Below are 23,279 nucleotides of genomic sequence, written 5' to 3'. Positions count from 1 at the left end.
TTGTGACAACAAAGGAGCGAATTGATGAAGCGGACTGTCGTGGCGGTCGCAGCTTTGCTGCTAGGGGCCGGCGCCGTGATGGCACAGGATAATCTGGTCAAGCAGAGCCAGGACACCATGAAGGCCAACGCCAAGAACCTTGGCGGTGTCCTGATCGCCATGGTGAAGGGCGAGAAGCCGTATGACCAGGCCGCCGTCAATGCTGCTCTGGCACAGCTCGAAGATACCGCCAAGAAGCTGCCGACGATGTACCCGGCGAGCATGAAGGGCGCGAAGTATGAGGGCGACTACAGCGCCTCGCCGAAGATCTGGGAAGACCATGCCGGCTTCCAGGCCAAGATCGACAGCTTCGCCAAGGTCGTCACCGAGGCCAAGGCCAAGATCAAGGATCTCGACAGCCTGAAGGCTGTTGCGCCCGGCATCGGCAAGGAATGCGGCGGCTGCCACGAGACCTTCCGTCTCAAGAACAGCTGATCTGACGCAGGTTTGAGGGGGCGGACGCGGCAACGCGTTCGCCCCCTTTGTTTGTCCGGCGCCGCCGTCCTATGGTGGCGGCGAGTCCCGCAGCAGTTCAGCCAATCGCATCCTTCCCGCCGTGACGGAGCCTCCATGCTAAGACGCCTCCTGCTTGCCCTTTGTGTGCTCGGCGTCGCGGGCCTCGCGGTATTCTGGTGGCTGACGCAGCCGTCGATGATCACGCTGGCCGCGGCGGCGCGGGCGCCCGATCTCGCCAATGGCAAGGAGATGTTCAACATCGGCGGCTGCTCGTCCTGCCATGCGGTGCCGAACCAGGAAGACCGGCTGAAGCTCGGCGGCGGCCTGCCGCTGACGTCTCCGTTCGGCACGTTCTACGCGCCCAACATCTCGCCCGATCCCACCGATGGCATCGGGCGCTGGAGCGAGGCCGAGTTCGTCAATGCGGTCGTCAAGGGCGTCTCGCCGGGCGGCAGCCACTACTACCCGGCGTTCCCCTATACCTCCTATGCCGGCGCCAAGCTCGACGACGTCCGGGATCTCTTCGCCTACATGAAGACGCTGCCGCCGGTCACCGGCGCCTCGCGGCCGCACGACCTGCCGTTCCCGTTCAACATCCGTCGCACCGTCGGTGTCTGGAAGCTGCTGTTCTTCGCCGACAAGCCGTTCGTCGCCGAGGCACAGCGCTCGGCGGAATGGAATCGCGGCGCCTATCTGGTGAACACGTTCGGCCATTGCGCCGAGTGCCACAGCCCGCGCAACCCGCTCGGCGGCATCAAGACGGCGCAGCGCTTCGCCGGCGGGCCCGATCCGGAAGGTCACGGCTTCGTGCCGAACATCACCCAGAAGGGCCTGGCCGACTGGAGCGAGAGCGACATCAGCTATTTCCTGGAGACCGGCCAGCTGCCCGATGGCGACAGCGCCGGCGGCTCGATGGCGCGGGTGATCCGCAACACTTCGCAGCTCACGGCCGACGATCGCAAGGCGATGGCGGTCTATCTCAAATCGCTGCCGCCGGTCGAAGGCCCGCCGAAGCCCAAAAAACCTTAGCTGAAGCCTGCGAGCTGAACTACATCGGCTTGAAGCTGCCGTCGCCCTGGATCACCGTCAGCGACACCTGCGGCGGATTGTCCTTGCGCGCATTGCCGAAGCTGACGATCAGGCCGCCGAGGTCGAACTGGCCGACATCGTTGATGATCCGCAGCAGCTCGGCGCGTGTCGGATTTGGGCCGGTCATCGCCAGCGCGCGCGCGACCACGCGGCCGGTGATGTAGCCCTCCAGCCCGATGAAATCCGGCGTCTGGGTCGGGTCGAGCGCCTTCATCGCGGCCTGGTAGTCGGCGACGACGCGGCGGTCGGTGTCCCACGGGAACGGTACCACCTCGGAGACGATCACGCCGCGGCCCTCCGAGCCGAGCTCCTTGGCGAACGCATTGCCGCCGACGAACGACACGGCCGAAAAGGTCGGAGTGAAGCCTGAGCGATGCGACATCTTGATGAACTCGGCGCACGGGCCATAGGTGCCGACCAGGATGACCGCCTCCGGCTCGGCGCGCCGGATCACCTTCAGCGCCGCGCCGACGGCGCGGGTGTTGCGCTCGAAGGTGCCCTCGGCCGCAAGCTCCAGGCCGCGGCGATCGAGATAGGTCTTGACCCCGGCCAGCACGTCGCGGCCGAACGCGTCGTCCTGATAGAAGATCGCGATCCGCGTCAGGCGAAGCTCTTCGGTGAGATGCTTGATCGCAGCCTCGGCCTCGGCCGCGTAGCTCGCGCGGATGTTCACGACGTTCTGGAAATCCGGTGTTCGCAGGTATTCGGCGCCCGACACCGGGCCGATGAAGGGGACGTCATTCGAGGCTGCGATCGGCGCGGTCGCGATCGAGGTCGGCGTCCCGACGGCGCCGATCAATGCGAAGACCTTGTCCTCGTAGATCAGCTTGATGGTCTCGACCACCGAGCGATCCGGATCGTAGCCGTCGTTGCGGCTCGCCAGCTTCAGCCGCCGGCCATAGACGCCGCCCCGCGCATTGAGCTCGTTGAAGGCCGCAAGCAGGCCCTGCCGCGCCGCCTGGCCGAGCGCCGCCGACGGTCCTTCCAGCGCGGCGACCTGTCCGAACAGGATCTGGTCGTTGGTCACGCCGAACTCGTCGGCATCAGCGGCTATGGGCTGCAGCACGCCTGCGAGAAGGAGGAGGACGAGGAAACTACGGAGATGTGAGAGCCACGTCATTGCGGTGTTCAGGGAGTGGGACTGCATGATCATGCTGCAGTCTAACCGCTGTGAATGAAGACCTCGCTAAAGGAGCATCGCGGCCTTGATCGCGTTTTGGGAGGCGCTCAACAGTCAAGCGTTAACCAAGCTGCCGCGTCGGTGCCGGACGCGTGATCATCTTTGAGCGTCCTTAACTTAGCCGGTGTCTCATCGGCCGGATCGGAATGACGGGCAGCCGTTTGGCGGGGGCCATATTGCAGGTTGAAGAGTACAACGCATCACCACTTGTGGACAAGGATGATGCTCGTGACAGTGGCGGGCGCGAAAAATTGCGCGCCTCGCTGTCGCGCTACCGTATCTATCGTCCTGCCGTCATTGCCGCCTGCGTCGGTGTGGTGCTGTCGATCGTCGGCACCGTTGCCGTGGGACGCTGGGAGAACCGCCTCGCGCGTACCGATTTCGAGGGCATTGCCGAAGCTCAGGCGATCCTGGTCCAGAACGGCGTCAACGAATATGTCAGCCGGCTGACCGCGCTGCGCACCCGCTTCGAGTCCGCCAACGACGACATCACGCGCAGCGAATATCAGACCTTCAGCGCGCGGCTGTTCGAGGCGCATCGCGGCATGCTGCGGCTCGCCTGGCTGCCGCGGATCAAGCGCAAGGAGCGCGGCGAGTACGAGGCGGCCGCCATCACCGACGGCGTTCCGGCGTTCCGCATCAAGTCCTTTCCCGACGGCACGGTCGCGCCGGAGAGCGACGAGTATTACCCGGTCTACTTCTCCACCGAGGCGAAGACCTCGCCGGTCTATGGTCTCGACTATTGGAGCATTCCGGACCATCGCGCCGTGCTCGAACAGTCACGCGACTACGACATGATCGGGGCGTTGCGCACGCGGCATAATCTGATCAATCAGAACGAGCGCGCCAATGCCGTGATGATCGGCATTCCCGTCTATGCCAAGGGCACCTCGCGGACGACGGTCGCGGACCGTCGCCGCAATCTCTCCGGCTTCATCGTCGGCGTGTTCGATCTGCCGATGCTGCTGCAAGCGGTGCGGAGCAACAATCCGAACAGCTCGGCGCTGGCGATCAATTTGTTGCCGCCCGAGCGCGTCATCAACGCCTCCGGCGTGGATCCGCAGCGCTGGCCGGCCGATCCCAACATCTGGTCGACGACGCTTCGGATCGGCGATGCCGATTGGGTGTTTCAGGCCGCGCCTGCCGGCGGCGGGCTGATGGCCACGCACAACCGTGCGCTGGCGCTGTATGCTGCGGGCATGGCGACCACGATCTTCCTCGCCGTGTATCTCGCGCTGTCCAGCCGCAACGCCCAGCAGCTCGCGCTCGCCAACCGCCGCGTGCTGGAGCTGGCGCAGACCGATGCGCTGACGGGACTGGCCAACCGCGCCTTCTTCCTCGAGGAGATGGAGCGCATCAACGACGACAAGAATGGGCGCTTCACCGTCTTCCTGCTCGACCTCGACCGCTTCAAGAACGTCAACGATTCACTCGGCCACGGCGCCGGCGACGAGTTGCTGGTGCAGGTCGCAAAGCGTCTGCGATCGCAGCTGCGCGACGAGGACGTGCTGGCCCGACTCGGCGGCGACGAGTTCGCCTTGATCCAGGCCGGCAGCAACGATCAGCGCACGGCCGCCACGGAGCTTGCGCAGCGGATCACCCGGTTGATCGCGCAGCCGTTCCAGATCAGCGGCCAGCGCGTCGAGATCGGCACCAGCATCGGCGTCTCGCTGGCGCCCCAGCACGGCCGCGACCAGGAGCATCTGCTCAAGAAGGCGGACCTCGCACTGTATCGCTCGAAATCCGCCGGTCGCAGCTGCTACACGATGTATGACGACGCGATGTCGGCCGAGCTCGAGGCGCGTAACACGCTGGAAGGCGATCTGCGCGACGCCATCGCGCAGTGCCAGTTCGAGGTCCACTACCAGCCGTTCTACGATGCCGAAACGCGCGAGCGCCGCGGCGTCGAGGCGCTGGTACGCTGGCGTCATCCGGTCAAGGGACTGGTGCCGCCGGACCAGTTCATCCCGCTCGCGGAATCCACCGGTCTGATCGTGCCGCTCGGCGAATGGATCATCGGCCGTGTCTGCGACGATGCGACCTCATGGCCCGACGACGTCAAGGTCGCTGTCAATCTGTCGCCCGTGCAGTTTAAGCAGGCGGAGCTGTTCGACGTCATCCAGTCGGCGCTGGCGCGCTCCGGCCTCGATCCAGAACGCCTGGAAATCGAGATCACCGAGTCGGTGCTGCTCGAACGCGCCGCCGAGAACGAGAGCTTCATCGATCAGCTCAAGGGTCTCGGCATCTCGCTCGCGCTCGACGATTTCGGCACCGGCTATTCGTCGCTGCGCTCGCTGACCGCGTTCCCGTTCAACAAGATCAAGATCGACAAATCCTTCATCGCCAATCTCTCCGTGCGCGATGAGAGCGCGGCCGTCATCTCTTCGGTGGTGACGCTGGCGCGTGGGCTCGGCATCCACGTCACGGCCGAAGGCGTCGAAACCGAGGAGCAGCTCGAACAGCTATGCTCGCTCGGCGTCAATTTCGCGCAAGGCTATCTGCTGGGCCGGCCGATGCCCGTCGGGCAGCTGGAGCAGCATCTGGAGATCAGCCGCGCAGCGCCGGAGGCCGACGAACCCCGCCGTGACGCTGAGGCGTCGGAGCATGCGGAAGCGGCGGACGCGGACGCATCGGAGCACGCCGATCCGCGCTCGGGCGCGGTCGTTGCCCTCATTCCCCGGTCCGCGGCGCTGCTATCCCTCGCATCCAACGGCTGAGCGGCGAGGCGGCATCGCTGCCATGCGCCGGCCTGTGCCGCAGCCCGAGCAAGGCTGCCTCGCGCGCCGTGCGTGGCGTGATGCCGTAGGCGGCCTTGAACAGCCGGGTGAAATGCGCGTCGGTGCCGAGCTGCCAGCGCCGGGCCACCTCGCTGATGCGCAGGTTGCGTGAGCCCGTCGACGCCAGGTCGAAGAAGGCGCGGTGCAGGCGGCGGCTGCGGATGTAATCGGCGATGCCGCCGATCGGAGCGAACAGCCGGTAGAGCGATGCGCGCGACAGTCCGAAATGCAGCGCCACGGCGTCGGCGCTCAGTTCGGGGCTCGACAGCTGCGCCTCGATATATTGCCGGACGCGCAGCAGCGAGGCCTCCGCCGTGACGCTCCGATCGGCGTCCCGGCGTTCGAGCTCGCCGCGCAGGCAGGCCGATATCAGCGAGATCGTGCCGTCCACGACGGCCTGGCACTCGTCGAGGCTCAGGCGCGGCGCCAGGTCGAACAATGCGCCGAAATGCCGCGCCAGCAACGGTGCCAGCGCGCCGTCGCCTGGCAGCACGAGGCCGTGCAGATCCTCGACCTGCAGCAGCCGCGCGTCGAACATCGGACGCGGAACGACCATCGTGACGTTCTCGAATGGAGTGGCGCGGGTCTCCAGCGTCTGGGCCAGATCGAGCACGCAGAGGTCGCCGGCATCGACCCGGATCGGGCGGGAGCCCGCCATGCCGGTGTAGCCGCCCGTCACGTAGAGCTGAAGGATGATGTGGTCGACGCCGCTGCGCGCGATCGTTTCGGCCGACCGCCGGAAGCGCTGGCCGCTGGCGCGGGCGGATCCGAGCAGGACGGAGCCGAGGGCATAGGATACGACCTCGGCGGAGAACGGCGCGACCTCGCCTGCGGCGAGTTCATCGACGTCGAAGAATGTCGAGGTGGCTTCGCGCCAGGCTGCAATGTTGCTTGCGGTGTCCATCTGCCCGGCCGAGAAGCCGTAACTCGGCAGCAGGGACGAAACGGTTCGAATGTCACTCTTCACGCTACGCGCCGCACACTCGTCTTGAGCTCTCTCGTCTTGAGCTTTCTCGTCTTGAGTTTTCGTCTCAACTTCTTGATCGATCGTCTCGATCGCCTTGCTGGTCTTGACCCGGTGCGCCGTGCACCGCGTATAGAGGCCTATCGCCAAGTTGCCGAAAAGGAAAGCCGGGCGCTTCGACGCTCCCCTTGCTCTTCACCCGCGAGGCGTCCGGCTTTCCGAACCTTGGCCAGGATTGGGCTCGGCCGAATGCGCGCGCCGACGCTGGCTCGCCGGTCACCCATCGCCTTTCATGACGAACGCATGCTTGTACGATTTTCAGGACTTCGGCGCCCGTCGGAAACGGCGGGCGCCTTTGTCATCCCGGCGGCCGTGATCGCGCCGGATGGGGCCTCTCTCTGCAGCCGTTCTAGGTGGCGCCGAAGGCCTTGAAGGTGATGATGGTATGCGTGTCCTGGATGCCGGGCAGGACCTGGACCTTCTCGTTGACGAAGTGGCCGATGTCGGTGTCCTTGTCGACGTAGAATTTGACCAGCAGGTCGTAATTGCCCGCGGTGGAGTAGATCTCCGAGGCGATCTCGGCCTCTGCCAGCGCATTGGCCACGACGTAGGATTGGCCGAGCTTGCACTTGATCTGGACGAAGAAGGGAACCATTGCGGACTGTCTCCGGAAGACGTTTGAAGCCTCAATATAACGTTTTCGGGCGGAGTCGATACGCTTTCTCAGGGCTCGCGGCCGGCTTCCTTAGGGCCTGTGGCCAGCTTGCGGGGCGTGGCCGGGCCGGGCTAGGAAAAGGGCATGAGCACCCCCGTCGCACTCACCATCGCAGGCTCGGATTCCTCCGGGGGAGCCGGCATCCAGGCCGATCTCAAGACCTTTGCGGCGCTGTCCGTCTACGGCGCCTCGGTGCTGACCGCGCTCACCGCGCAGAACACCAGGGGCGTCACCGGCGTGCACCTGGTGCCGCCCGACTTCGTCGCCGCCCAGATCGACGCCGTGTTCGACGATCTCGCCGTCGGCGCCGTCAAGATCGGCATGGTGGCGCAGGCGCCGATCGCCGACGCCATCAGCGCGAGCCTTAGCCGCTGGAATCCTGTTCATGTCGTGCTCGATCCCGTGATGGTGGCGACCTCGGGCGCCCGGCTGCTGCCGGAGGATGCGATCGACGCGCTGCGCCGCCGGCTGATCCCGCAGGCCTCGCTGATCACGCCGAACCTGCCCGAGGCGGCCGCGCTGCTGGACGAGGAGATCGCGACCACGAACGACGCGATTGCCGCGCAGGGCCGCCGGCTGCTCGCGCTCGGCTGCCCGGCCGTGCTGATCAAGGGCGGGCACGGGCAGGGCACCGACAGCACCGACTTTCTGATCACAGCCGAAAGCAGCCTCGCGCTGTCGGCGCCGCGCGTCCCGACCAGGAATACCCACGGCACCGGTTGCTCGCTGTCCTCGGCGGTGGCCGCCGGCCTTGCCAAGGGCGAGAGCCTCGAGGCCGCGGTCCGCAATGCCAAGGCCTTCATCTCCGGCGCCATCGCCGCGGCCGACCGATTCAGCGTCGGTCACGGCCACGGTCCAGTGCACCATCTCCACCGCTTCTACTGACGCCGTCTGCGAGGTGTCAGCGGGGCAGGCGAGCTTCTCCAACTCATCAAGGGACCTCCCAATGCTGCGGCGATTCCTCATTCCGATGACACTGGCCACGGTCACCGCGCTATCAGCGCCGGCCATGGCCGAGCGCGCCTATTCCGCCGACGAAGAGCGCAACAAGGCGATCGTGCTCGACTTCTATGAGCAGGGCCTCAATCGCAAGGATTTTGCAGCTGCCTCGAAATATCTCGGCACCTACATCCAGCATAATCCGAATGCCGAGGATGGCCCGGAAGGATTTCGCAAGTTCATCGAATTCCTGAAAGCCAAATACCCGCAATCCCACAGCGAGATCACGAAGGTGCTGGTCGACGGCGACTTCGTCATTCTGCGCGTGCACGCGCTTCGCGAGCCCGGCACCCGCGGCAATGCCATCGTCGACATCTTTCGCTTGAAGGACGGCAAGATCGAAGAGCACTGGGATTCGGTGCAGCCCATTCCCGAACAGTCGGCCAACACCAACGGCATGTTCTGACGCCGGCCACATGCGCGCGGCAGGTCAGCTGCCGCGCGCGAAGTCCAAGAATAGTGGACGTTTAGACGGCTTCGTCCGCGACGCCGTTCCGCAGCAGCCCGATGCGGTCGATCTCGACCTCGACGATGTCGCCCGGCTTCATCCACAGCGGCGGCGTGCGGCGTGAGCCGACGCCGCCCGGGGTGCCCGTGGCGATGACGTCGCCCGGTTCGAGCCGCGTGAAGGACGAGCAATATTCGATCTGGCGCGGGATATCGAAGATCATCTGGCTGATCGTCGCCTCCTGCACCACCTCCCCGTTGAGCCGCGTCTGTAGCCGCAACGGGCCGAGATCGTCGATCTCGTCTGATGTCACCAGCCACGGTCCGAACGCGCCGGTGCTGGGGAAATTCTTGCCCGGGGTGAACTGATGGGTGTGGCGCTGGAAGTCGCGCACGCTGCCCTCGTTGTAGCAGGCGTAGCCGGCAATGTGCTTGAAGGCTTCGCTGCGCGGGATGTAGCGGCCGGGCTTGCCGATCACGATCGCGAGCTCACCCTCGAAATCGAGATCGGTCGAGACGCGCGGGCGGATGATGTCGGTGAGATGCCCGGTCTGGCTGTTGGCGAAGCGGCCGAACACCGTGGGGTTCTCGACCTCCGAACGGCCGGTCTCCTTGCGATGCGTTTCGTAGTTCAGGCCGATGCACAGGATCTTGTCCGGGTTCGGAATGACCGGCAGGAAGCTGATCGATGCCAGCGGATGTCGCTTGGCGCGAGCCGCCTCTGCGGCGACGCTCTTCAGCGCGTCGGCGGCGATCGCCGATTTGAGATCGGGAAAGCGGTCGCGCAGGACTGCGCCGAGATCGGCGACCTTATCGCCCTCCACCAGTCCCCAGGACGGCGTGCCGTTGATCGTAAAGCTTGCGAATTTCATCTGATGTCCTCTGGTCAGGTCGAGACCGCTGCGACGGCGGACGGGGAGGTCGGTTGCTGCGCGGTCCTCGCGAAGCGCGCGATGGTGCGCTCCGGGAAGATCAGTGCGAAGGCGGAGACGGAGCCGACGATCAGCACGCCGGCGGTGAAGGTCATGGCGTGGGCATAGCCGAGCGGCACGTTGCTGCCGGCCTCGCCGACGATCCACCCGGTGAGCGCGTTCGAGATCAGCGCCGAGGCGGCATTGCCCGAATAGATCACGACGATGAGCCGGCCACGCTGCACCGCCGGCGCGATGGCGCCGAGGGCGACCGGGCCGAAGATCGTGGTGAGGCTGGGCGCTGCGAAGGCGATCGCGACGCAGACGAGCTGCAGCGGGCCCGTTGTGACGATGCTCAGCAGCAGCGCGCAGCCGGCGGCGAGCAGCGCGAGGCCCGAGGCGTGGCCGAGGCAGGCGCGCAGGCTGACGCCGCGGCGCTGCAGGAATTGCGTCAGCCAGGAGCCGCCGAGCAGCAGCGGCGACTGGAACAGATAGATGCCGGAGATGATCCAACCGACATCGACCTGCTTGTAGCCGAGCCCGAGCTGCAGATAAGGCGGCAGCCAGGTCGCGGACATGCCGACGATCCAGTACGACGCAGTCGACATGATGATGACGCCGATCACGGTGGCATCGCCCCACAGCACGCGCGCCTGCAGCGCCTTGTCCTTGCTTGTCTCTTTGGCGGTCGCGGCCTCCGGCGTAAGGGCCGAGTAGGGACCCTCGCCGCCGACGAAGAACCAGCCCAGCATCCACGCCAGCCCGAGCAGGCCGCAGAACAGGAAGCCGGTGCGCCAGCCGTAATTGACGATCACATAGGTCAGGATCGGGCCGCCGGCGAGCAGGCCGACGCTGATGCCCTGCAACACCACCGCGCTCGGCACGCTGCGCTTGTCCTGCGGAAACCAGTTGTAGCAGGCATGCAGCGCGGTCGGCAGGCCCGGCCCTTCGCCGGCGCCGAGAATGATGCGGCAGATCACGAGAACGGCGATCGAGCCGGAGAAGAAGATCGGGATCTGCGTCGCCGACCAGACGCCGGCCATGATCAGCAGCAGCCATTTCACCGGGAAGCGGCCGACCACGAACATGCCGACCGCCATGCCGGACAGCGAGAACAACAGGAAGAAGCTGCTGCCGATCAGGCCGAATTCCTTCGGGCTGAGACCGAGCTCCTTCATCATCGGCACGGCCGACAGGCCGAACACCAGCTTGTCGAAGAAGTTCAGCGTCTGGAACAGGAACAGCATGATGAGGACCGCGATGGCGCGTCCTCCTACTGATGTCGTCTCCGATGGTGTCGTCATGGCGCTTCCCCGTTTGATGTTCTTGTTGTGATCAGTTCAGTCGTTCGTCGAGCTCGCTCAGCAGGGCAGCGATCTCCTGCGCGTCGCCGGCGACCCCGTAGACGTAGTGGTCGGGCCGCACCAGGGCTGCACTGCAGCCGTGGCGCGCGAACCAGCGCGCAACGACGCTGCTTTCCTCGCGCAGGCCGTTGCCGCCGATGATGATGGCCGTGATGCCGGCTGGCGGAGACGCGTCGATTGGCGAAGCGCCATCGATGACGAGGCGCCATCCTGTCCCGGCGATGGTGTCGAGCAACGCGCGGCCGTCGTCGCGCAGAATCCAGGGCTGCGGAAACAGCGTGCCGTTGGCGGCATTCGCCGTCGTGGCAAGCAGCCCGGTCGTCAGCGGCGGCACGATCTCCTGCCGGGTGATGGTGCGCGGCGCGCCGCCGCCCTCGGCCAGGATCCGCGCATCGCGCGCCGCGGCAGCCGCCGGATCCTGCTCGCAGATGACGCGCCCGATCGCCTTGATGCGCGTGGTGAGCTCGCGCACATGAGCGCCGCGCTCGGCCTCGTAGCTGTCCAGCAGCGTTTCGCTCGACTGACCGCGCAACACGCGGACGAGCTTCCAGCAGAGATTGGCAGCGTCGCGCAGGCCCTGGCACATGCCCTGGCCGATGAAGGGCGGCTGCTGATGCGCCGCGTCGCCGGCCAGGAGAACGCGGCCCTGGCGCCAGCGACTCGCGACCAGCGCATGAAAGCGGTAGCTCGCCGCGCGCCACAGCTCGGCATCATCAGGCGTGAGCCAGGGCGAGAGCAGGCGCCAGACCTGCTCCGGCTGCTCCATCGCGTGTCGGTCCTCGCCCGGCCGCAGCATGATCTCGAAGCGGCGATGGTTGCCGGGGCCGATGATGTAGGTGGTCGGTCGCGCCGGATTGCAGAACTGTGCGGCGGTCGCCGGCAGCTTGCCGGCGCCGGTCGCGTTGACCCTGATGTCGACGACCAGCCAGGGCTCGTCGAAATCGAGATCGTCGAAGCTGATGCCGAGCTTCTGGCGCACCGTGCTGGACGCGCCGTCGCAGGCGATCACATAGTCGGCGCCGACCTCGCGTGTTGTGCCGTCCTCTCGTTGCAGCACGACAGTCGCCGTTGTCGTGTCCTGCCTGATCTCGAGCAGCGTCGTGCCCAGCTCGACGGTGACGGAAGGATAGCCGGCGACGCGGTCACGCATCACCTGCTCGACCGGCGGCTGCGTGAACACCATGGTCGGCGTGTAGCCGAGCGGGTAGGGTTCGCCGACCATGTCGATGCGGCGGATCAGTTGCCCCTGTGCGCCGAAATGCTCGGAGGCCGGGAACGGCGCGACGTAGCGGCCCACTTCTCCGGCGATGCCGAGATTGTCGAACAGCCGCATGATCTCGTGATCGAGCGCGATCGCTCGCGGCTTGTCGTAGATGTCGCGGGCGCGGTCGATCGCAAGTGTCGTGATGCCGGCTTCGCCGAGCAGGCTTGCGGCGATGGCGCCGGTCGGGCCGAAGCCGATGATCACGACCTGAAAATGTTCTGCATTCGACGTGGCAGTCATGACGCTCGGAACTCGGTGCTGAGAGGGGATCAGACGGCGAAGCCGACGGCGAGCTGCGCGGCCTTGACGTGATCGGCCTTGGGCGGCGCGATGCCCCATTGATCGGTGCGGCCGGGCGGCCAGACCCAATGCTCGGGGCCGCGCACGACATAGTCGTCGTCGACCTGCAGCACCTCGGCGGTGTATTCGATGACCGTGCCGACCGGATCGATGAAGTAAGCGAACACGTTGTCGCCCGGCCCGTGGCGGCCGACGCCCCACGCAATCGGGTAGCCGGCGTCGATCATGCGGCCGGCGCCGCGCATCACGCCTTCCCAGGTCGGCATCAGGAAGGCGACGTGGTTGAGGCCGTTGACCTTGGCCGCAGCGATGACGACGGCGTGGTGATCGGCATTGCAGCGGACGAAGGCCATCGCCGCGGAGCGGTCGGTCAGCTTGAAGCCGAGCGCCTTCTCGTAGAACGCCGCGGTGCGGTCGACGTCGGTGCTGTTGAGATTGACGTGGGCGAGGCGCTCCGGAAGCTCTGGTCGTGATGGCTTGGCCTCGTGCCTGATGTCGCCGTGCACGAAGCGCAGCGCGCATCCTTCGGGGCTGCGCAGGCTCATGATCACGCCACCATCCGGCGCCGCGTTCGGCCCGGCTGCTGAGATCAGCGTGGCACCTTGCTCTATCGCGTTGCGCGCGACGGTGTCGAAATCACTTGCCGCAGCGAGCCGGAACGTCACCGCCTTCAGCTCGGTGCGATCGCCCGGATGCAGCGCGACGACATGATGGTCGGCTCCGGCCGCGCGCAGATAGACCGCGCCATCGGCGGTCGCGACGCGCTCCAGCCCCCAGACCTCCCGATAGAACGCTTCGGACCGTCCGAGATCGGGCGTGCCGAGATCGACGCTGCGCAGAGCCGTGACCGGAAAGCGGGTCATGGACGTGTCCTCCCACGCGATCACCTGGGGCGCGCGCGATGTTCTTGTGCCGTGGCCGGCTGACCGGCCCGGTCATTTTATTACAGAAAAAATCTAAATCAATCAGAATTTATAAATTTTACGTTTTGAGGCGAAGCTCTATATATAGCGGCGGAATCGGAGGAGATCGTACGTGGATGCGGTTGTGGACATCGAGGGGCAGGGTCCGTCGACCCAGGCGAGCCATGTCTATGACCGGCTGCGCGAGGACCTGCTGTCCGGGCGGCTCGCGCCATCGCGCAAGCTGCAGATGCGGTTCCTGACCGAGACCTATCAGACCGGGCAGACGCCGCTGCGCGAGGCGCTCAACCGTCTCACCGCCGACGGCCTCGTCGAGGTGCGCGAGCAGCGCGGCTTCTACGTCAAGGACATCAGCCGCGCCGAGCTCGCCGAGCTGACCAAGACGCGCTGCTGGGTCGAGGCGCTGGCACTGCGCGAGTCGATGAAGGCCGCCACGCCGCAATGGGAGGAGCAGCTGGTGCTGGCGCAGCATCGTCTCAGCCGCGCGCCGCGCTCACTGAGCGCGACGACGTTCGAGGACAATCCGGAGTGGGAGAAGCTGCACCGGATCTATCACCGCGTCCTGATCGCGAATTGCGGCTCGCAATCCCTCGTCGGCTTCTGCGGCCAGCTCGCCGATCAGCTCTATCGTTATCGCCGGCTGTCGATACGCAAGGCCTTTCCATCGCGCGCCGTCGGTGACGAGCATGCCGAGATCGTGACGTCCGTGCTCAACGCCGACACCGACCGCGCCGTGGCCTTGCTGACCGCGCATTACCAGCGCACGGCCGACGTGATCCTGCAGGACGAGACGATCTTCCCCGAGCTGAAGAAGGGCATCGAGACGTAGGCTACGCCGGTCCGGAGATGACCGGCTCTGGCATCATGCGATGGTGCAGCTTCCGCCGACGCGACAGCTATCGCATAGGCCGATGCGGCTCTCGCGACGATCAGCGCTGCCAGTTAGTTGCTCCGTCATGCCCGGGCTTGACCCGGGCATCCACGCGCTCTCCAGGATGCCGGACGACGTGGATGGCCGGGACAAGCCCGGCCATGACGATGTGGAAATGGACGAACGCCAAACTTCAATCTCTCGTCAACCCCGGGGCGCGCGCAGCGCGAGCCCAGAAGTCAGGTCGTCGCGGCCAGGAAGAAGTCGACGCGCTTCTCGACATGGGCCTGCGCTTCCTTCTTCAGCGCGCGCATGTCCTCGCCGAGCAGGCTGCGGATCAGCACCGCGAACACGACGAGATCGAGGAAGATGCGGGCGGTGTCCTCGAGCCTGTCGGCGGCGAAGGCGCCCTTGCCGGTGAGGCCTTCGGCGCGCGCCAGTTCGCCGATCGCGTGGCTGACGTTGCAGGTGGCGCGCTTGCGCGCGGTATCCTGGATCTCGAGCGTCAGCTCGGGAAAGCGCGGACTTTCAGCGATCACCGTCCGCATCAGCCCGATCGTGTCCTCGACGAAGGCGCGATCGATCAAGGTCAGCCCGAGGCTGACGAGGCGGGCGCCATCGCCGCGGCCGACCGGTTCAGCGTCGGCCACAGCCACGATCCGGTGCATCATCTCCACCGCTTCTACTGACGCCGTCTGTGACGTGTCGGCGGGGCGGGCGATCTTCTCGAACTCTCATCAAGGGGCACCCCAATGCTGCGGCGATTCCTCATTCCGACGACACTGGCCACGGTCACCGCGCTATCCGCGCCGGCCATGGCCGAACGCGCCAATTCCGCCGACGAAGAGCGCAGCTTCGCCACCCGTCCCGACGTTTCCATCGCCAGTCGCCGTTGAGCCCCGCGTCTGCAGCCGACGCCAATTCTTCTCGGAAATTAGCGTCGGCGATTTCGGCTCGAGATTTAGGATTGTCGAAACAGCGATCCCTCGACGGGACGCCGTTGACAAAATCGAATAGTTGTGTACGATTTAGTCTAGGAGAATGAGGTTACGCATAGTGGCTACACCCAAGCAGATCGCTCGGCGCGAACGCATAGAAGAAGCCGCATATGCGTTGCTCAAGGAGTCCGGGTACAAGGCTGCGTCCTTGCTTGCGATCGCCCAGCGCGCATCGGTTTCCAATGAAACGCTCTACAACTGGTACGGCAACAAGCAGGGCCTGTTCCGGTCATTGATCGAATCCAACGCCAAAGAGGCCAAAGAGCTGCTGGAGAGGGCGCTTCAAACGGGGGACGATCCGCTCGATACGCTGGCCGCGCTCGGACCCATCCTCCTGTCTCTCGTGACGAGCGACAAGGCCATCGTTCTCAACCGCGCGGCGGCTGGGGACATCAGCGATACGAAAACGCTCGGCCCGGCAATCGCACAATTCGGGCGCGATACCATCGCGCCTCTCGTCCGTGATCTGCTGCAAGCCGCGAGCCGGTCCGGGTTTGTTTGCGACGACCCGGCCGCCGCCACCGAGATCTATTTTCGCCTGCTGATCGGCGATCTTCAGGTTCGCCGGGTCATCGGTGTCATCGACGAACTGCCGCCTTCGGAAATCGAGCGGCGGGCGAGCGAGGCCATGGTCCTTTTTCTGCAACTCCAACGGCCCGCCGGCTGCGTGCCCTCCTCGCCACCACCCTACAGGAGACCTTCGTGAGGACGTTCGTCATTTACCTGTTTTCAATTCTGTCGCTGCTGTCGAGCGGCGCGATCTTCGGCTTCTTCTATGCGTGGGTTTGTTCGACGATGTGGGGGCTGGACGCTATCGATCCAGCGCTTGCGATCGGTGCGATGCAGGCTATGAACGCATCAGTGCGAAATTCGGTTTTCGCGCCGGCGTTCTTCGGGACGCCCTTCGTCCTGATCGCGACCGCAATGATCGCATGGTTCTGCCGACTCAAGGCTGCCAGCCTGATCTTCGCGGGCGCCGGCCTGCTTTACCTCTCCGGGGGCATGATCCTGACCATGACTGTAAACGTCCCAATGAACGAAGCGCTCGCCGCCGTCGCCATTCCGCACGATCCAACCGAGGCGAGACGCATCTGGGAAAACTATTCGGGGCCATGGCAGTTCTGGAACACGGTCCGCACGATCGTCAGCGGCGTCACACTGGCGCTGACAGGCATCGCCATCTTTACATTGGATCCGAGGGCGGCAAATCCTAGGACGGCATGACCGTCTGTCGCAGAATTCCCATTGAGACAAGAAGTTCTGCGTCTGACTTCTGCGACAATCATGCCCCTTGCAGCAATCCGTGCAGTTCGCTCACGGTACCATCGCAGTATTCTTTGAATGGCCGGCATTGGGGCGTCTCCGCCGCGGCGTACCGACAACTCTGGTTACGTCGTCGCCGCCAGAAAGAAGTCGATGCGCTTCTCGACATGGGCCTGCGCTTCCTTCTTCAGCGCGCGCATGTCCTCACCGAGCAGGCTACGGATCAGCACCGCGAACACGACGAGATCGAGGAAGATGCGCGCCGTGTCCTCGAGCCTGTCGGCAGCGAAGGCGCCTTTGCCGGTGAGGCCTTCTGCGCGCGCCAGTTCGCCGATCGCGTGGCTGACGTTGCAGGTGGCGCGCTTGCGCGCGGTGTCCTGGATCTCGAGCGTCAGTTCGGGAAAGCGTGGACTTTCAGCTATCACCGTCCGCATCAGGCCGATCGTGTCGTCGACGAACGCGCGATCGATCAAGGTCAGCCCGAGGCTGACGAGGCGGGCGCGGAAGGTGCGCCCCTGCGGCACCAGATTCTCATATTGGGTGTTGCGCGCCGCGTGCTGGGCAATGACGGCGGCGAACAGCGCCGCCTTGCTGGGAAACCGTGCATAGATCGTCGGCTTGCCGGCACGTGCCGTCTGGGCGATCTCGTCGACGCTCGCGCCTTCAAAACCATGGGCGAGGAACACCCGCTTGGCCGCGTCGAGAATGCGCTGCTCGACCTCGCCGGCACGTTCGAGCGGGGGGCGCCCCACCTTGCCGCGCGCCGTCCTGGAAGCAACCATTCGATCCGCCATGGCTTTCTATCGAGGCCCTTGTGGTCCCGCACCTGTTTGGCACAGGGGTGGGGATTGTTCAATCAACGCGGCCGGAGCCACAAACCCGTGTCGATACCAAGTCGTTTAAGGAATATCCGTTAGATTGCGGGGTATCGGAAATGCGGCACGAAGCCGGCAGGGGGAGGAAAAGCATGTCTCGGGCATTGGTTCATCTGGCGTTGTTCGCCGTCGTCGCCTCAGCCGCGGCCGTGCCGCAGGCTCACGCAGAGACCATCGTCCTGAAGTCAGAGTTGAGCGCCGCCAACTCGGTGCCGCCCAATGCGAGCCCGGCATCGGGCACGGCCGAAGCGAGCTTCGACACCGCAACGCGGACGCTGACCTGGACGATCAACTTCTCCGGCCTGAGCGGTCCGCCGATCGGCGCCCATTTCCACGGCCCCAGCGAGCCCGGCAAGAACGCCGGCATCGTGCTGCCCTTCAAGAGCCCGCAGCCGCCGATCACCGGATCGTTGGTCATCAGCGAGGCGCAGGCGGCTGATCTGCTCGCCGGCAAGTGGTACGCCAACATCCATACCCAGGCCAATCCGGGTGGCGAGATCCGGGGACAGATGATCAAGCAGTGAGGCTTCGGCCCGGCTTCAGGCCGCCAGCTCGGGCTGCTTGATCTGCGCCGCGCCGGTCACGGCGTGGCGCACCTCGAGGAATTGCTTGAAGCGTGGCAGCGAGAGCGGCGGCGACACCAGATAACCCTGGCCTTCTTCGACGCCGCAGGCGATCAGCGCATCAACCTGCGCTTGGTCCTCGATGCCTTCGGCGACCACCGACATGTCGAGCTCGCGCGCCAGCGCCACCAGCATCTGCACAACCACGACCGCCGACTGGTCGCGCGTGATCGCGTCGACGAAGAACTTGTCGATCTTCAGGATGCGCGCGCCGAGCCGCTGGATGTAGGACAGGCCGCTGTGGCCGATGCCGACGTCGTCGAGCGCGACGCGGAAGCCGAACTCGCCGAGCTGCTTCACCACGCCCGTCGCCTTGTCGAGATCGGGCAGCTCCTCGCGCTCGGTCACCTCGAGCACGACCTGGCGGGTCGAGACCGATGACGACGCGACCACCTGGCGCAGATCGTCGATGAAGCTGTCGCCGAGCAGATGACGGGGCGTGATGTTCACCGAGAGCTTGAACAGCTTGTCGCGCCGCATCTCCGGCTGCAGTTCGCGTAGCGCTGTCGACAGCAGCTGCCAGGTCAGCTTCTCGATGCGGCCGCTGCTTTCGGCCAGCGGAATGAAGCTCATCGGCGGCACCAGCCGGCCGTCCGGCTTCTCCCAGCGCGCCAGCATCTCGCAGCCGACGACGTCGCCGGTGCGCAGGCTGAAGATCGGCTGCAGATACGGCTTGAACTCGTTGCCGGCGAGCGCGCGGTCGAGCTCGGCCACCGGATCGACCGGCCGGTTCAGAGTGCTCGCCAGCAGCAGGCCGAACACGCCGCCCAGCATGCCGGCGGCGAGCATCGTCAGCAGATAGGCCATGTCGTGGCGCGCGCTAAGGCTCTGCGGCCGCACGTGGATCGTGGCCTGCAGCGGATAGCGGTCGGACGTGGTGCTGAAGGCTAAGGTCTGCGCCGGCGGCTTGGCCGAGGCGTCGGGATGATAGCCGGCGACCTGCTCGCCGTCGGGCAGGGTCAGGGTGACGTGGCTCTCGGCGCGCAGGCCCACCGGCATCACGTCGAGCAGGTTGCCGTCGATCCGCAGGATCGCGGCCAGCGAGCGCTGCGCGTCGATGTCGCGCAGCACGCCGAACGCGGCGCCGGTGAACTGCTCGACCTGGAACAGCCGCAGCTGGCCGTCGGCCGACGTGAACATCTGGTCGCGCCGGGCCCAGCCATTGTCGAATTCGAGCGTCTCGGGATAGGCCGCGCACGCGACCGAGCCGTCGCGATCGACGGTGCGGATGTCCTTGATGATCGTGCCCTGATAGACGTGCAGGCGTAGCGCCTGCAGGGCGTTCTCGCCGCAATCCATGCCGCCCGCGATGGCGAGCCGGTTCAGGATCACGCCGGCGGAGTCGATCGCGGCTTCCGAGCGGCGCAGCGCGACAGAGCTCAGCTCGCTGAGCTGGCGCGCGGTCTGGTTGCCGATCAGCGCCGTCACCGCGAAATCGGCGCCGGCCAGGAAGATCCCGACGCAGGCGGTCACGGCGCCCAAGCGAAGCATATGTTTGCGCTGCAATGCCATCGCGTTGTGACACCCCACCCCGTACGATCACGGGCATCGTTCAATCCAACCTTCAAATTTCCGTATATGCCAGCCCTGCGGTTGCACGGCAGGCGCGAGCGCTGCAGCGCACGCGCAAAGCTGGTTAAGGAAGTCCTAGCGGGAGCGGCTCAGGCGGCCTTGTCAGGAGCCGTACCCGGCAGCGCCGCCTCGGTTCGCCCGGCCGAGAGCAGCATCAGCGCGGCGAGCGCCGACAGGCTCAGGCTCGCCGATACGATCAGCACGCCGCGGCCGAGCACGTCGATGAGCAGGCCGAACAGCAGCGGCGCGAAAGCCTGGCAGATGCGCGACGGCGCGCCGATCAGGCCGAGGCGGTAGGCGTAGTTGGTGGGGCCGAAGATCGCCAGAGGAAGCGTGCCGCGGGCGATCGTCAGGATGCCGTTGCCGGAGCCATGCAGCAGCGCGAATGCCGCCGCGGCGCCTCCGCCGAACAGTCCGATCGTCAGCGCGCCGATCGGATGGGTGATGCAGGCGAGCCGCGCCGAGGCGAGCGGATGAAAGCGGCTGAGGAAGCCGGCCTCGAACACCCGCGCGACGACCTGCGCCGGTCCGATCATCATGCCGGCGAACAGCGCCTGTGCAGGCGTCGCGCCGAACGCCTCCATCAGCCGCGGCAGATGCACCGCCATCGCCGCGGTCACGGTCCAGGCCGCCGCCATGGCGAAGGCGATCAGCAGCATCGGACGGTCCAGCGCGATGTTCGGCTTGGCCGTGGGCGCATCGCCCGCCGCGACCTCGGTCGCGCGCGGCAGCGACAGATTGAGCGGCAGTCCGATCACGAGATGCGCGATCGCCCAGGCGAAACAGGTCTCGCGCCAGCCGATCGTCGCAAGCCCCCAGGTGCTCAGCGGCCAGCCGACGGTCGAGGCGAAGCCCGCGAGCAGGGTGATGCCGGTGATCGCGCCGCGCGCATCCTTGCCGTAGATCCGTCCGAGCGTGCCGAACGCCGCGTCGTAGAGACCCAGGCCCATGCCGACGCCGAGCCACAGCCAGGCGATCGCCATCACCCACAGCGAGTGCGACAGGCCGAGCAGCACGAGCCCGACGGCCAGCACGAGGTTGGACGCGCACAGCACCTGGCGGCCGCCGACACGGTCGATCTGGCGGCCGATGCGTGGGCCGAGCAGCCCGGAGATGATCAGCGAGGCGGAGAAGGCGGCGAAGAACCAGTTGTTGGACAGGCCGAGGTCGCGGGCGATCGGATCGGCGAGGATCGCCGGCAGATAATAGCTCGATCCCCAGGCCAGCGTCTGGGCGGTGCCGAGAGCGATGACCACGCCCAGCCGTCGTGCCTGCATTCCTTTGCACCTCTCCTTGGCGCGCTCACGAACAACCGCAGCCGGTGCGCCCCGCTGCCTTGGCCTTGGCATCATCGGCGCAACAACTGTCTACGCTGGATGGCGCCGGTCCGCCACAGCAGCCGGACAGGGCTGCAATGCTCTCGAGCCCGCCGCGGGTGCAGACGCCGGTCTCTGGCAGCTTCAGTTCGACACGCGCGGCGGCCTTCTTGTCTCCCGCGATGTCGGCCACGATCGAGCGGACCTGCTCGTAGCCCGTGATCATCAGGAAGGTCGGCGCGCGGCCATAGCTCTTCATGCCGGCGAGATAGAGTCTGGGCTCGTCGGCCTGTGCCAGCTCGCGCGCGCCGTGCGGCCGCACGGTGCCGCAGGAATGCTCGTTCGGATCGATCATGGGCGCGAGCGCTACCGGCGCCTCGATGGCGGGATCGAGCCGCAGCCGCAGCTCCGACAGTAGCGACAGGTCGGGACGGAAGCCGGTGGCGACGATCAGCTCGTCGGCGGCGATGCGTCGATCGCCACGCGCGAGGATCGAGAGCCGGCCGTCCTCATCGGCAATCCGCGTGACCTGGAAACCTGCCTCGATGGCAATGCGCCCCGACCGCACCAACGCGGCGAAGGCCATGCCGAGCTCGCCGCGCGCGGCAAGCTGGTCGGCGCTGCCGCCGCCGAACGACTTGGCGGGATCATCGGCGCGCAGCAGCCAGATCGCCTGCGTGCCCGGCGCGTCCTCGGCGAGACTTGCGAGGTCGAGCAGGGTCCCGACCGCCGAATGGCCGCCGCCCAGCACGGCTGTGGTCTTGCCGGCATAGCGGCTGCGTTGCGCGTCTTTCACGTCGGGCATCCCATACGCGATGCGCGCCGCATGCTCGGCTTCGCCGATCGCAGGCAGGCCGTTGTTGCCGGCCGGGTTCGGCGAGAACCAGGTGCCGGAGACGTCGATCACGGCATCGGCCTGCATCGCGGTGTCGCCCTTACCGTTGCGGTAGCGGATCTCGAACGGCGCCTCGGCGCGTCCCTTCGACTTGGCCTTGTCGAAGCCCGTGCGGCTGACCGCGGTGACACGATGCGAGGTCCTGATGACGTCGCGCAGAGCGGTGCGGGTGGCCAGCGGCGCGAGGTAGGAGTCGATCAGCTCGCGCCCGGTCGGATAGACCTCGGGGTCGGGCGAATTCCAGCCGGTCGACGCAAGCAGCCGCGCCGCCGCCGTGTCGACATTGTACTTCCACGGCGAGAACAACTGCACATGTTGCCACTGCCGCACGGCATGTGCGGCTTCGGGACCGGCCTCCAGCACGACCGGCGTCAGGCCGCGCTCCAGCGCATGCGCCGCCGCTGCGAGCCCCACCGGGCCTGCGCCGATGATTGCAACCGTCTTGGCAACTGTCTTGGCTTCCGTCATCTTCGAACTCCCATACTTCTAGAATTATCGAATTACAGGTCAAATGATCAAGCCGCCGTGCTCGCCGTGCCGCAGCCGCGCTCCTCGACGCAGCATTCGGCGACGAGAAAGCCGAGCAGGCCGCGCATCACGTCGTATTCCGCGTGACAGATCAGCGTCGTGCCCTCGCGTCGTTGCGATATCAGCCCAACCGCGACCAGCGTCTTGACGTGGTGCGACAGGGTCGATGCGGGGACCTTCAGCCGTTCCTGCAGCTTCCCGACCGGCATCCCGGCATGCCCGGCGCGCACCAGCGCACGGTAGATCTTCAGGCGCGTGGTGTTGCCGAGCGCTTCCAGTCGTGCGGCGACGTCGTCGAGTTTCATGGCGGCGAGCATGCCGCAGGCGAACCCCGGCGTCAAACGATATTTCTAGAATGTTGGAATTATGCCAAAGCGGGGAAGGAGCCGCCGCGCGGGATCATTTGAGCCGGTAGCCGGCATGACAGCCGACGCAGGCCGCCATCGTCTCGCCGAGCGCCTTCAGCGCCGGCTTGAGATCGCCGGTCACGCCCGCATCTTGCGCGGCGATGGCGAAGCGGCTCGCGGCCTTGTGCATCGCCGTGCCGGCGTCCTGCATGCCCTGCGGCATGAAGCCCGCCACCTCGGCGGCGCCATGCAGCCGCAGCGAGGTCATGCCGAGCCGCTGCTCGGCGATGCGACTGGCCTCGTCCATGTCACCCGCGGCGAGCGCGTCGTTGATCTGCTGCAGCGCCAGCAGATGGTCGCGCATGTTCGCCAGCGTGTGCGCGGTCAGTTCGGGCGGGAACGCCACTCGCTCGCGCGTGTCGGCCGGCGGCGCATCGTGACTGCCATGACCATGATGGCCGTGATGCTGCGCCAGGGCGGCGCTGACCGCGGTGACGAATGCCAAAGTGGTGGCGGCCAGACGCATGCGCATGACATCTCCGTTCGATCGAGCGCGGTGCGTC

At 66.2% G+C, this 23,279-nt stretch carries 24 protein-coding genes; 10 read left to right on the top strand and 14 right to left on the bottom strand.

Annotated features, from left to right (window positions below; translation table 11 throughout):
- The first annotated feature begins 24 nt into the window (after window positions 1-24).
- Entirely contained in the window at window positions 25-474 is a 450-nt protein-coding gene (locus ACQR1I_RS13590; RefSeq protein WP_434865091.1) for a c-type cytochrome, read from the top strand.
- Between the two features lie 135 nt (window positions 475-609).
- Entirely contained in the window at window positions 610-1,524 is a 915-nt protein-coding gene (locus ACQR1I_RS13585) for a c-type cytochrome (RefSeq protein WP_434865090.1), read from the top strand.
- 19 nt (window positions 1,525-1,543) lie between these two features.
- Here ACQR1I_RS13585 and ACQR1I_RS13580 read toward each other — a convergent pair whose 3' ends face one another.
- Window positions 1,544-2,704 carry an ABC transporter substrate-binding protein gene (locus tag ACQR1I_RS13580; protein ID WP_434865089.1) on the bottom strand — a complete coding sequence of 387 codons (1,161 nt, stop codon included), beginning with the start codon at window positions 2,702-2,704 and terminating at the stop codon, window positions 1,544-1,546.
- 236 nt (window positions 2,705-2,940) lie between these two features.
- On the opposite strand from ACQR1I_RS13580, the gene ACQR1I_RS13575 reads away from it, so the two are divergent.
- The gene (locus ACQR1I_RS13575; protein ID WP_434865088.1) at window positions 2,941-5,481 is read left to right on the top strand and encodes a bifunctional diguanylate cyclase/phosphodiesterase; all 2,541 of its coding nucleotides are present in this window, start codon (window positions 2,941-2,943) and stop codon (window positions 5,479-5,481) included.
- Here the strand turns inward: ACQR1I_RS13575 and ACQR1I_RS13570 are convergent.
- Together ACQR1I_RS13570 and ACQR1I_RS13565 are read right to left on the bottom strand one after the other, a co-directional pair.
- Window positions 5,435-6,496, bottom strand: a complete 1,062-nt coding sequence (locus ACQR1I_RS13570; protein ID WP_434865142.1) for a helix-turn-helix domain-containing protein — start codon at window positions 6,494-6,496, stop codon at window positions 5,435-5,437. The two genes, ACQR1I_RS13575 and ACQR1I_RS13570, sit on opposite strands and share 47 nt — an antisense overlap.
- A 418-nt stretch (window positions 6,497-6,914) precedes the next feature.
- A complete protein-coding gene (locus ACQR1I_RS13565; protein ID WP_015665678.1) occupies window positions 6,915-7,160 on the bottom strand; it encodes an Lrp/AsnC ligand binding domain-containing protein in 246 nt (81 codons plus the stop codon).
- Window positions 7,161-7,304: 144 nt separating this feature from the next.
- On the opposite strand from ACQR1I_RS13565, the gene thiD reads away from it, so the two are divergent.
- Window positions 7,305-8,105, top strand: a complete 801-nt coding sequence (gene thiD, locus ACQR1I_RS13560) for a bifunctional hydroxymethylpyrimidine kinase/phosphomethylpyrimidine kinase (RefSeq protein ID WP_434865087.1) — start codon at window positions 7,305-7,307, stop codon at window positions 8,103-8,105.
- A 61-nt stretch (window positions 8,106-8,166) separates the two neighbouring features.
- Complete coding sequence (locus ACQR1I_RS13555) at window positions 8,167-8,625, top strand: nuclear transport factor 2 family protein (RefSeq protein ID WP_434865086.1); 459 nt, start codon at window positions 8,167-8,169, stop codon at window positions 8,623-8,625.
- 61 nt (window positions 8,626-8,686) lie between these two features.
- Here ACQR1I_RS13555 and ACQR1I_RS13550 read toward each other — a convergent pair whose 3' ends face one another.
- From ACQR1I_RS13550 to ACQR1I_RS13535, 4 genes are read right to left on the bottom strand one after another with little or no spacing between them, the layout of a single operon-like run.
- On the bottom strand, window positions 8,687-9,538 hold the full coding sequence (locus ACQR1I_RS13550; RefSeq protein ID WP_434865085.1) for a fumarylacetoacetate hydrolase family protein: 852 nt from the start codon (window positions 9,536-9,538) through the stop codon (window positions 8,687-8,689).
- 14 nt (window positions 9,539-9,552) lie between these two features.
- On the bottom strand, window positions 9,553-10,881 hold the full coding sequence (locus ACQR1I_RS13545; protein WP_434865084.1) for an MFS transporter: 1,329 nt from the start codon (window positions 10,879-10,881) through the stop codon (window positions 9,553-9,555).
- A 31-nt stretch (window positions 10,882-10,912) separates the two neighbouring features.
- Window positions 10,913-12,445, bottom strand: coding sequence for a bifunctional 3-(3-hydroxy-phenyl)propionate/3-hydroxycinnamic acid hydroxylase (locus tag ACQR1I_RS13540; RefSeq protein ID WP_434865083.1), 1,533 nt, complete (start codon window positions 12,443-12,445; stop codon window positions 10,913-10,915).
- A 29-nt stretch (window positions 12,446-12,474) separates the two neighbouring features.
- Window positions 12,475-13,368: a VOC family protein gene (locus tag ACQR1I_RS13535; protein ID WP_434865082.1), complete on the bottom strand. Its 894-nt coding sequence runs from the start codon at window positions 13,366-13,368 to the stop codon at window positions 12,475-12,477.
- Window positions 13,369-13,540: 172 nt separating this feature from the next.
- Between ACQR1I_RS13535 and ACQR1I_RS13530 the strand changes: the two genes are divergently transcribed.
- Window positions 13,541-14,257 (top strand): GntR family transcriptional regulator, encoded by a 717-nt coding sequence (locus ACQR1I_RS13530; RefSeq protein ID WP_434865081.1) that lies wholly within the window; start codon window positions 13,541-13,543, stop codon window positions 14,255-14,257.
- Window positions 14,258-14,538: 281 nt separating this feature from the next.
- Here ACQR1I_RS13530 and ACQR1I_RS13525 read toward each other — a convergent pair whose 3' ends face one another.
- Window positions 14,539-14,949 carry a TetR/AcrR family transcriptional regulator C-terminal domain-containing protein gene (locus ACQR1I_RS13525; protein WP_434865080.1) on the bottom strand — a complete coding sequence of 137 codons (411 nt, stop codon included), beginning with the start codon at window positions 14,947-14,949 and terminating at the stop codon, window positions 14,539-14,541.
- A gap of 102 nt (window positions 14,950-15,051) precedes the next feature.
- Between ACQR1I_RS13525 and ACQR1I_RS13520 the strand changes: the two genes are divergently transcribed.
- From ACQR1I_RS13520 to ACQR1I_RS13510, 3 genes are all read left to right on the top strand, one after another.
- Window positions 15,052-15,195, top strand: a complete 144-nt coding sequence (locus tag ACQR1I_RS13520) for a hypothetical protein (protein WP_434865079.1) — start codon at window positions 15,052-15,054, stop codon at window positions 15,193-15,195.
- A 160-nt stretch (window positions 15,196-15,355) separates the two neighbouring features.
- Window positions 15,356-16,003: a TetR/AcrR family transcriptional regulator gene (locus tag ACQR1I_RS13515; protein WP_434865078.1), complete on the top strand. Its 648-nt coding sequence runs from the start codon at window positions 15,356-15,358 to the stop codon at window positions 16,001-16,003.
- Window positions 16,000-16,521, top strand: a complete 522-nt coding sequence (locus ACQR1I_RS13510; RefSeq protein WP_434865077.1) for a DUF1772 domain-containing protein — start codon at window positions 16,000-16,002, stop codon at window positions 16,519-16,521. Before ACQR1I_RS13515 ends, ACQR1I_RS13510 begins: the two co-directional genes overlap by 4 nt.
- A 164-nt stretch (window positions 16,522-16,685) precedes the next feature.
- Here ACQR1I_RS13510 and ACQR1I_RS13505 read toward each other — a convergent pair whose 3' ends face one another.
- Window positions 16,686-17,342, bottom strand: coding sequence for a TetR/AcrR family transcriptional regulator (locus ACQR1I_RS13505; RefSeq protein WP_434865076.1), 657 nt, complete (start codon window positions 17,340-17,342; stop codon window positions 16,686-16,688).
- 185 nt (window positions 17,343-17,527) lie between these two features.
- On the opposite strand from ACQR1I_RS13505, the gene ACQR1I_RS13500 reads away from it, so the two are divergent.
- Entirely contained in the window at window positions 17,528-17,959 is a 432-nt protein-coding gene (locus tag ACQR1I_RS13500; protein WP_434865075.1) for a CHRD domain-containing protein, read from the top strand.
- A gap of 15 nt (window positions 17,960-17,974) precedes the next feature.
- On the opposite strand, the gene ACQR1I_RS13495 is transcribed toward ACQR1I_RS13500, so the two are convergent.
- From ACQR1I_RS13495 to ACQR1I_RS13475, 5 genes are all read right to left on the bottom strand, one after another.
- Window positions 17,975-19,549 (bottom strand): EAL domain-containing protein, encoded by a 1,575-nt coding sequence (locus ACQR1I_RS13495; RefSeq protein WP_434865074.1) that lies wholly within the window; start codon window positions 19,547-19,549, stop codon window positions 17,975-17,977.
- 170 nt (window positions 19,550-19,719) lie between these two features.
- Complete coding sequence (locus ACQR1I_RS13490; protein ID WP_434865073.1) at window positions 19,720-20,907, bottom strand: MFS transporter; 1,188 nt, start codon at window positions 20,905-20,907, stop codon at window positions 19,720-19,722.
- A 25-nt stretch (window positions 20,908-20,932) separates the two neighbouring features.
- Window positions 20,933-22,309, bottom strand: a complete 1,377-nt coding sequence (locus ACQR1I_RS13485; RefSeq protein ID WP_434865072.1) for an NAD(P)-binding domain-containing protein — start codon at window positions 22,307-22,309, stop codon at window positions 20,933-20,935.
- Between the two features lie 47 nt (window positions 22,310-22,356).
- Window positions 22,357-22,674, bottom strand: coding sequence for an ArsR/SmtB family transcription factor (locus ACQR1I_RS13480; protein WP_434865071.1), 318 nt, complete (start codon window positions 22,672-22,674; stop codon window positions 22,357-22,359).
- Window positions 22,675-22,768: 94 nt separating this feature from the next.
- Window positions 22,769-23,248, bottom strand: coding sequence for a hypothetical protein (locus tag ACQR1I_RS13475; protein WP_434865070.1), 480 nt, complete (start codon window positions 23,246-23,248; stop codon window positions 22,769-22,771).
- Window positions 23,249-23,279: the final 31 nt, after the last annotated feature.

The organism is Bradyrhizobium sp. HKCCYLS2038, from assembly GCF_051167655.1.
Lineage (GTDB): Bacteria > Pseudomonadota > Alphaproteobacteria > Rhizobiales > Xanthobacteraceae > Bradyrhizobium.
The sequence above is the reverse complement of the archived record's forward strand: the minus strand, read 5'-3'. Positions and strand labels throughout refer to the sequence as shown.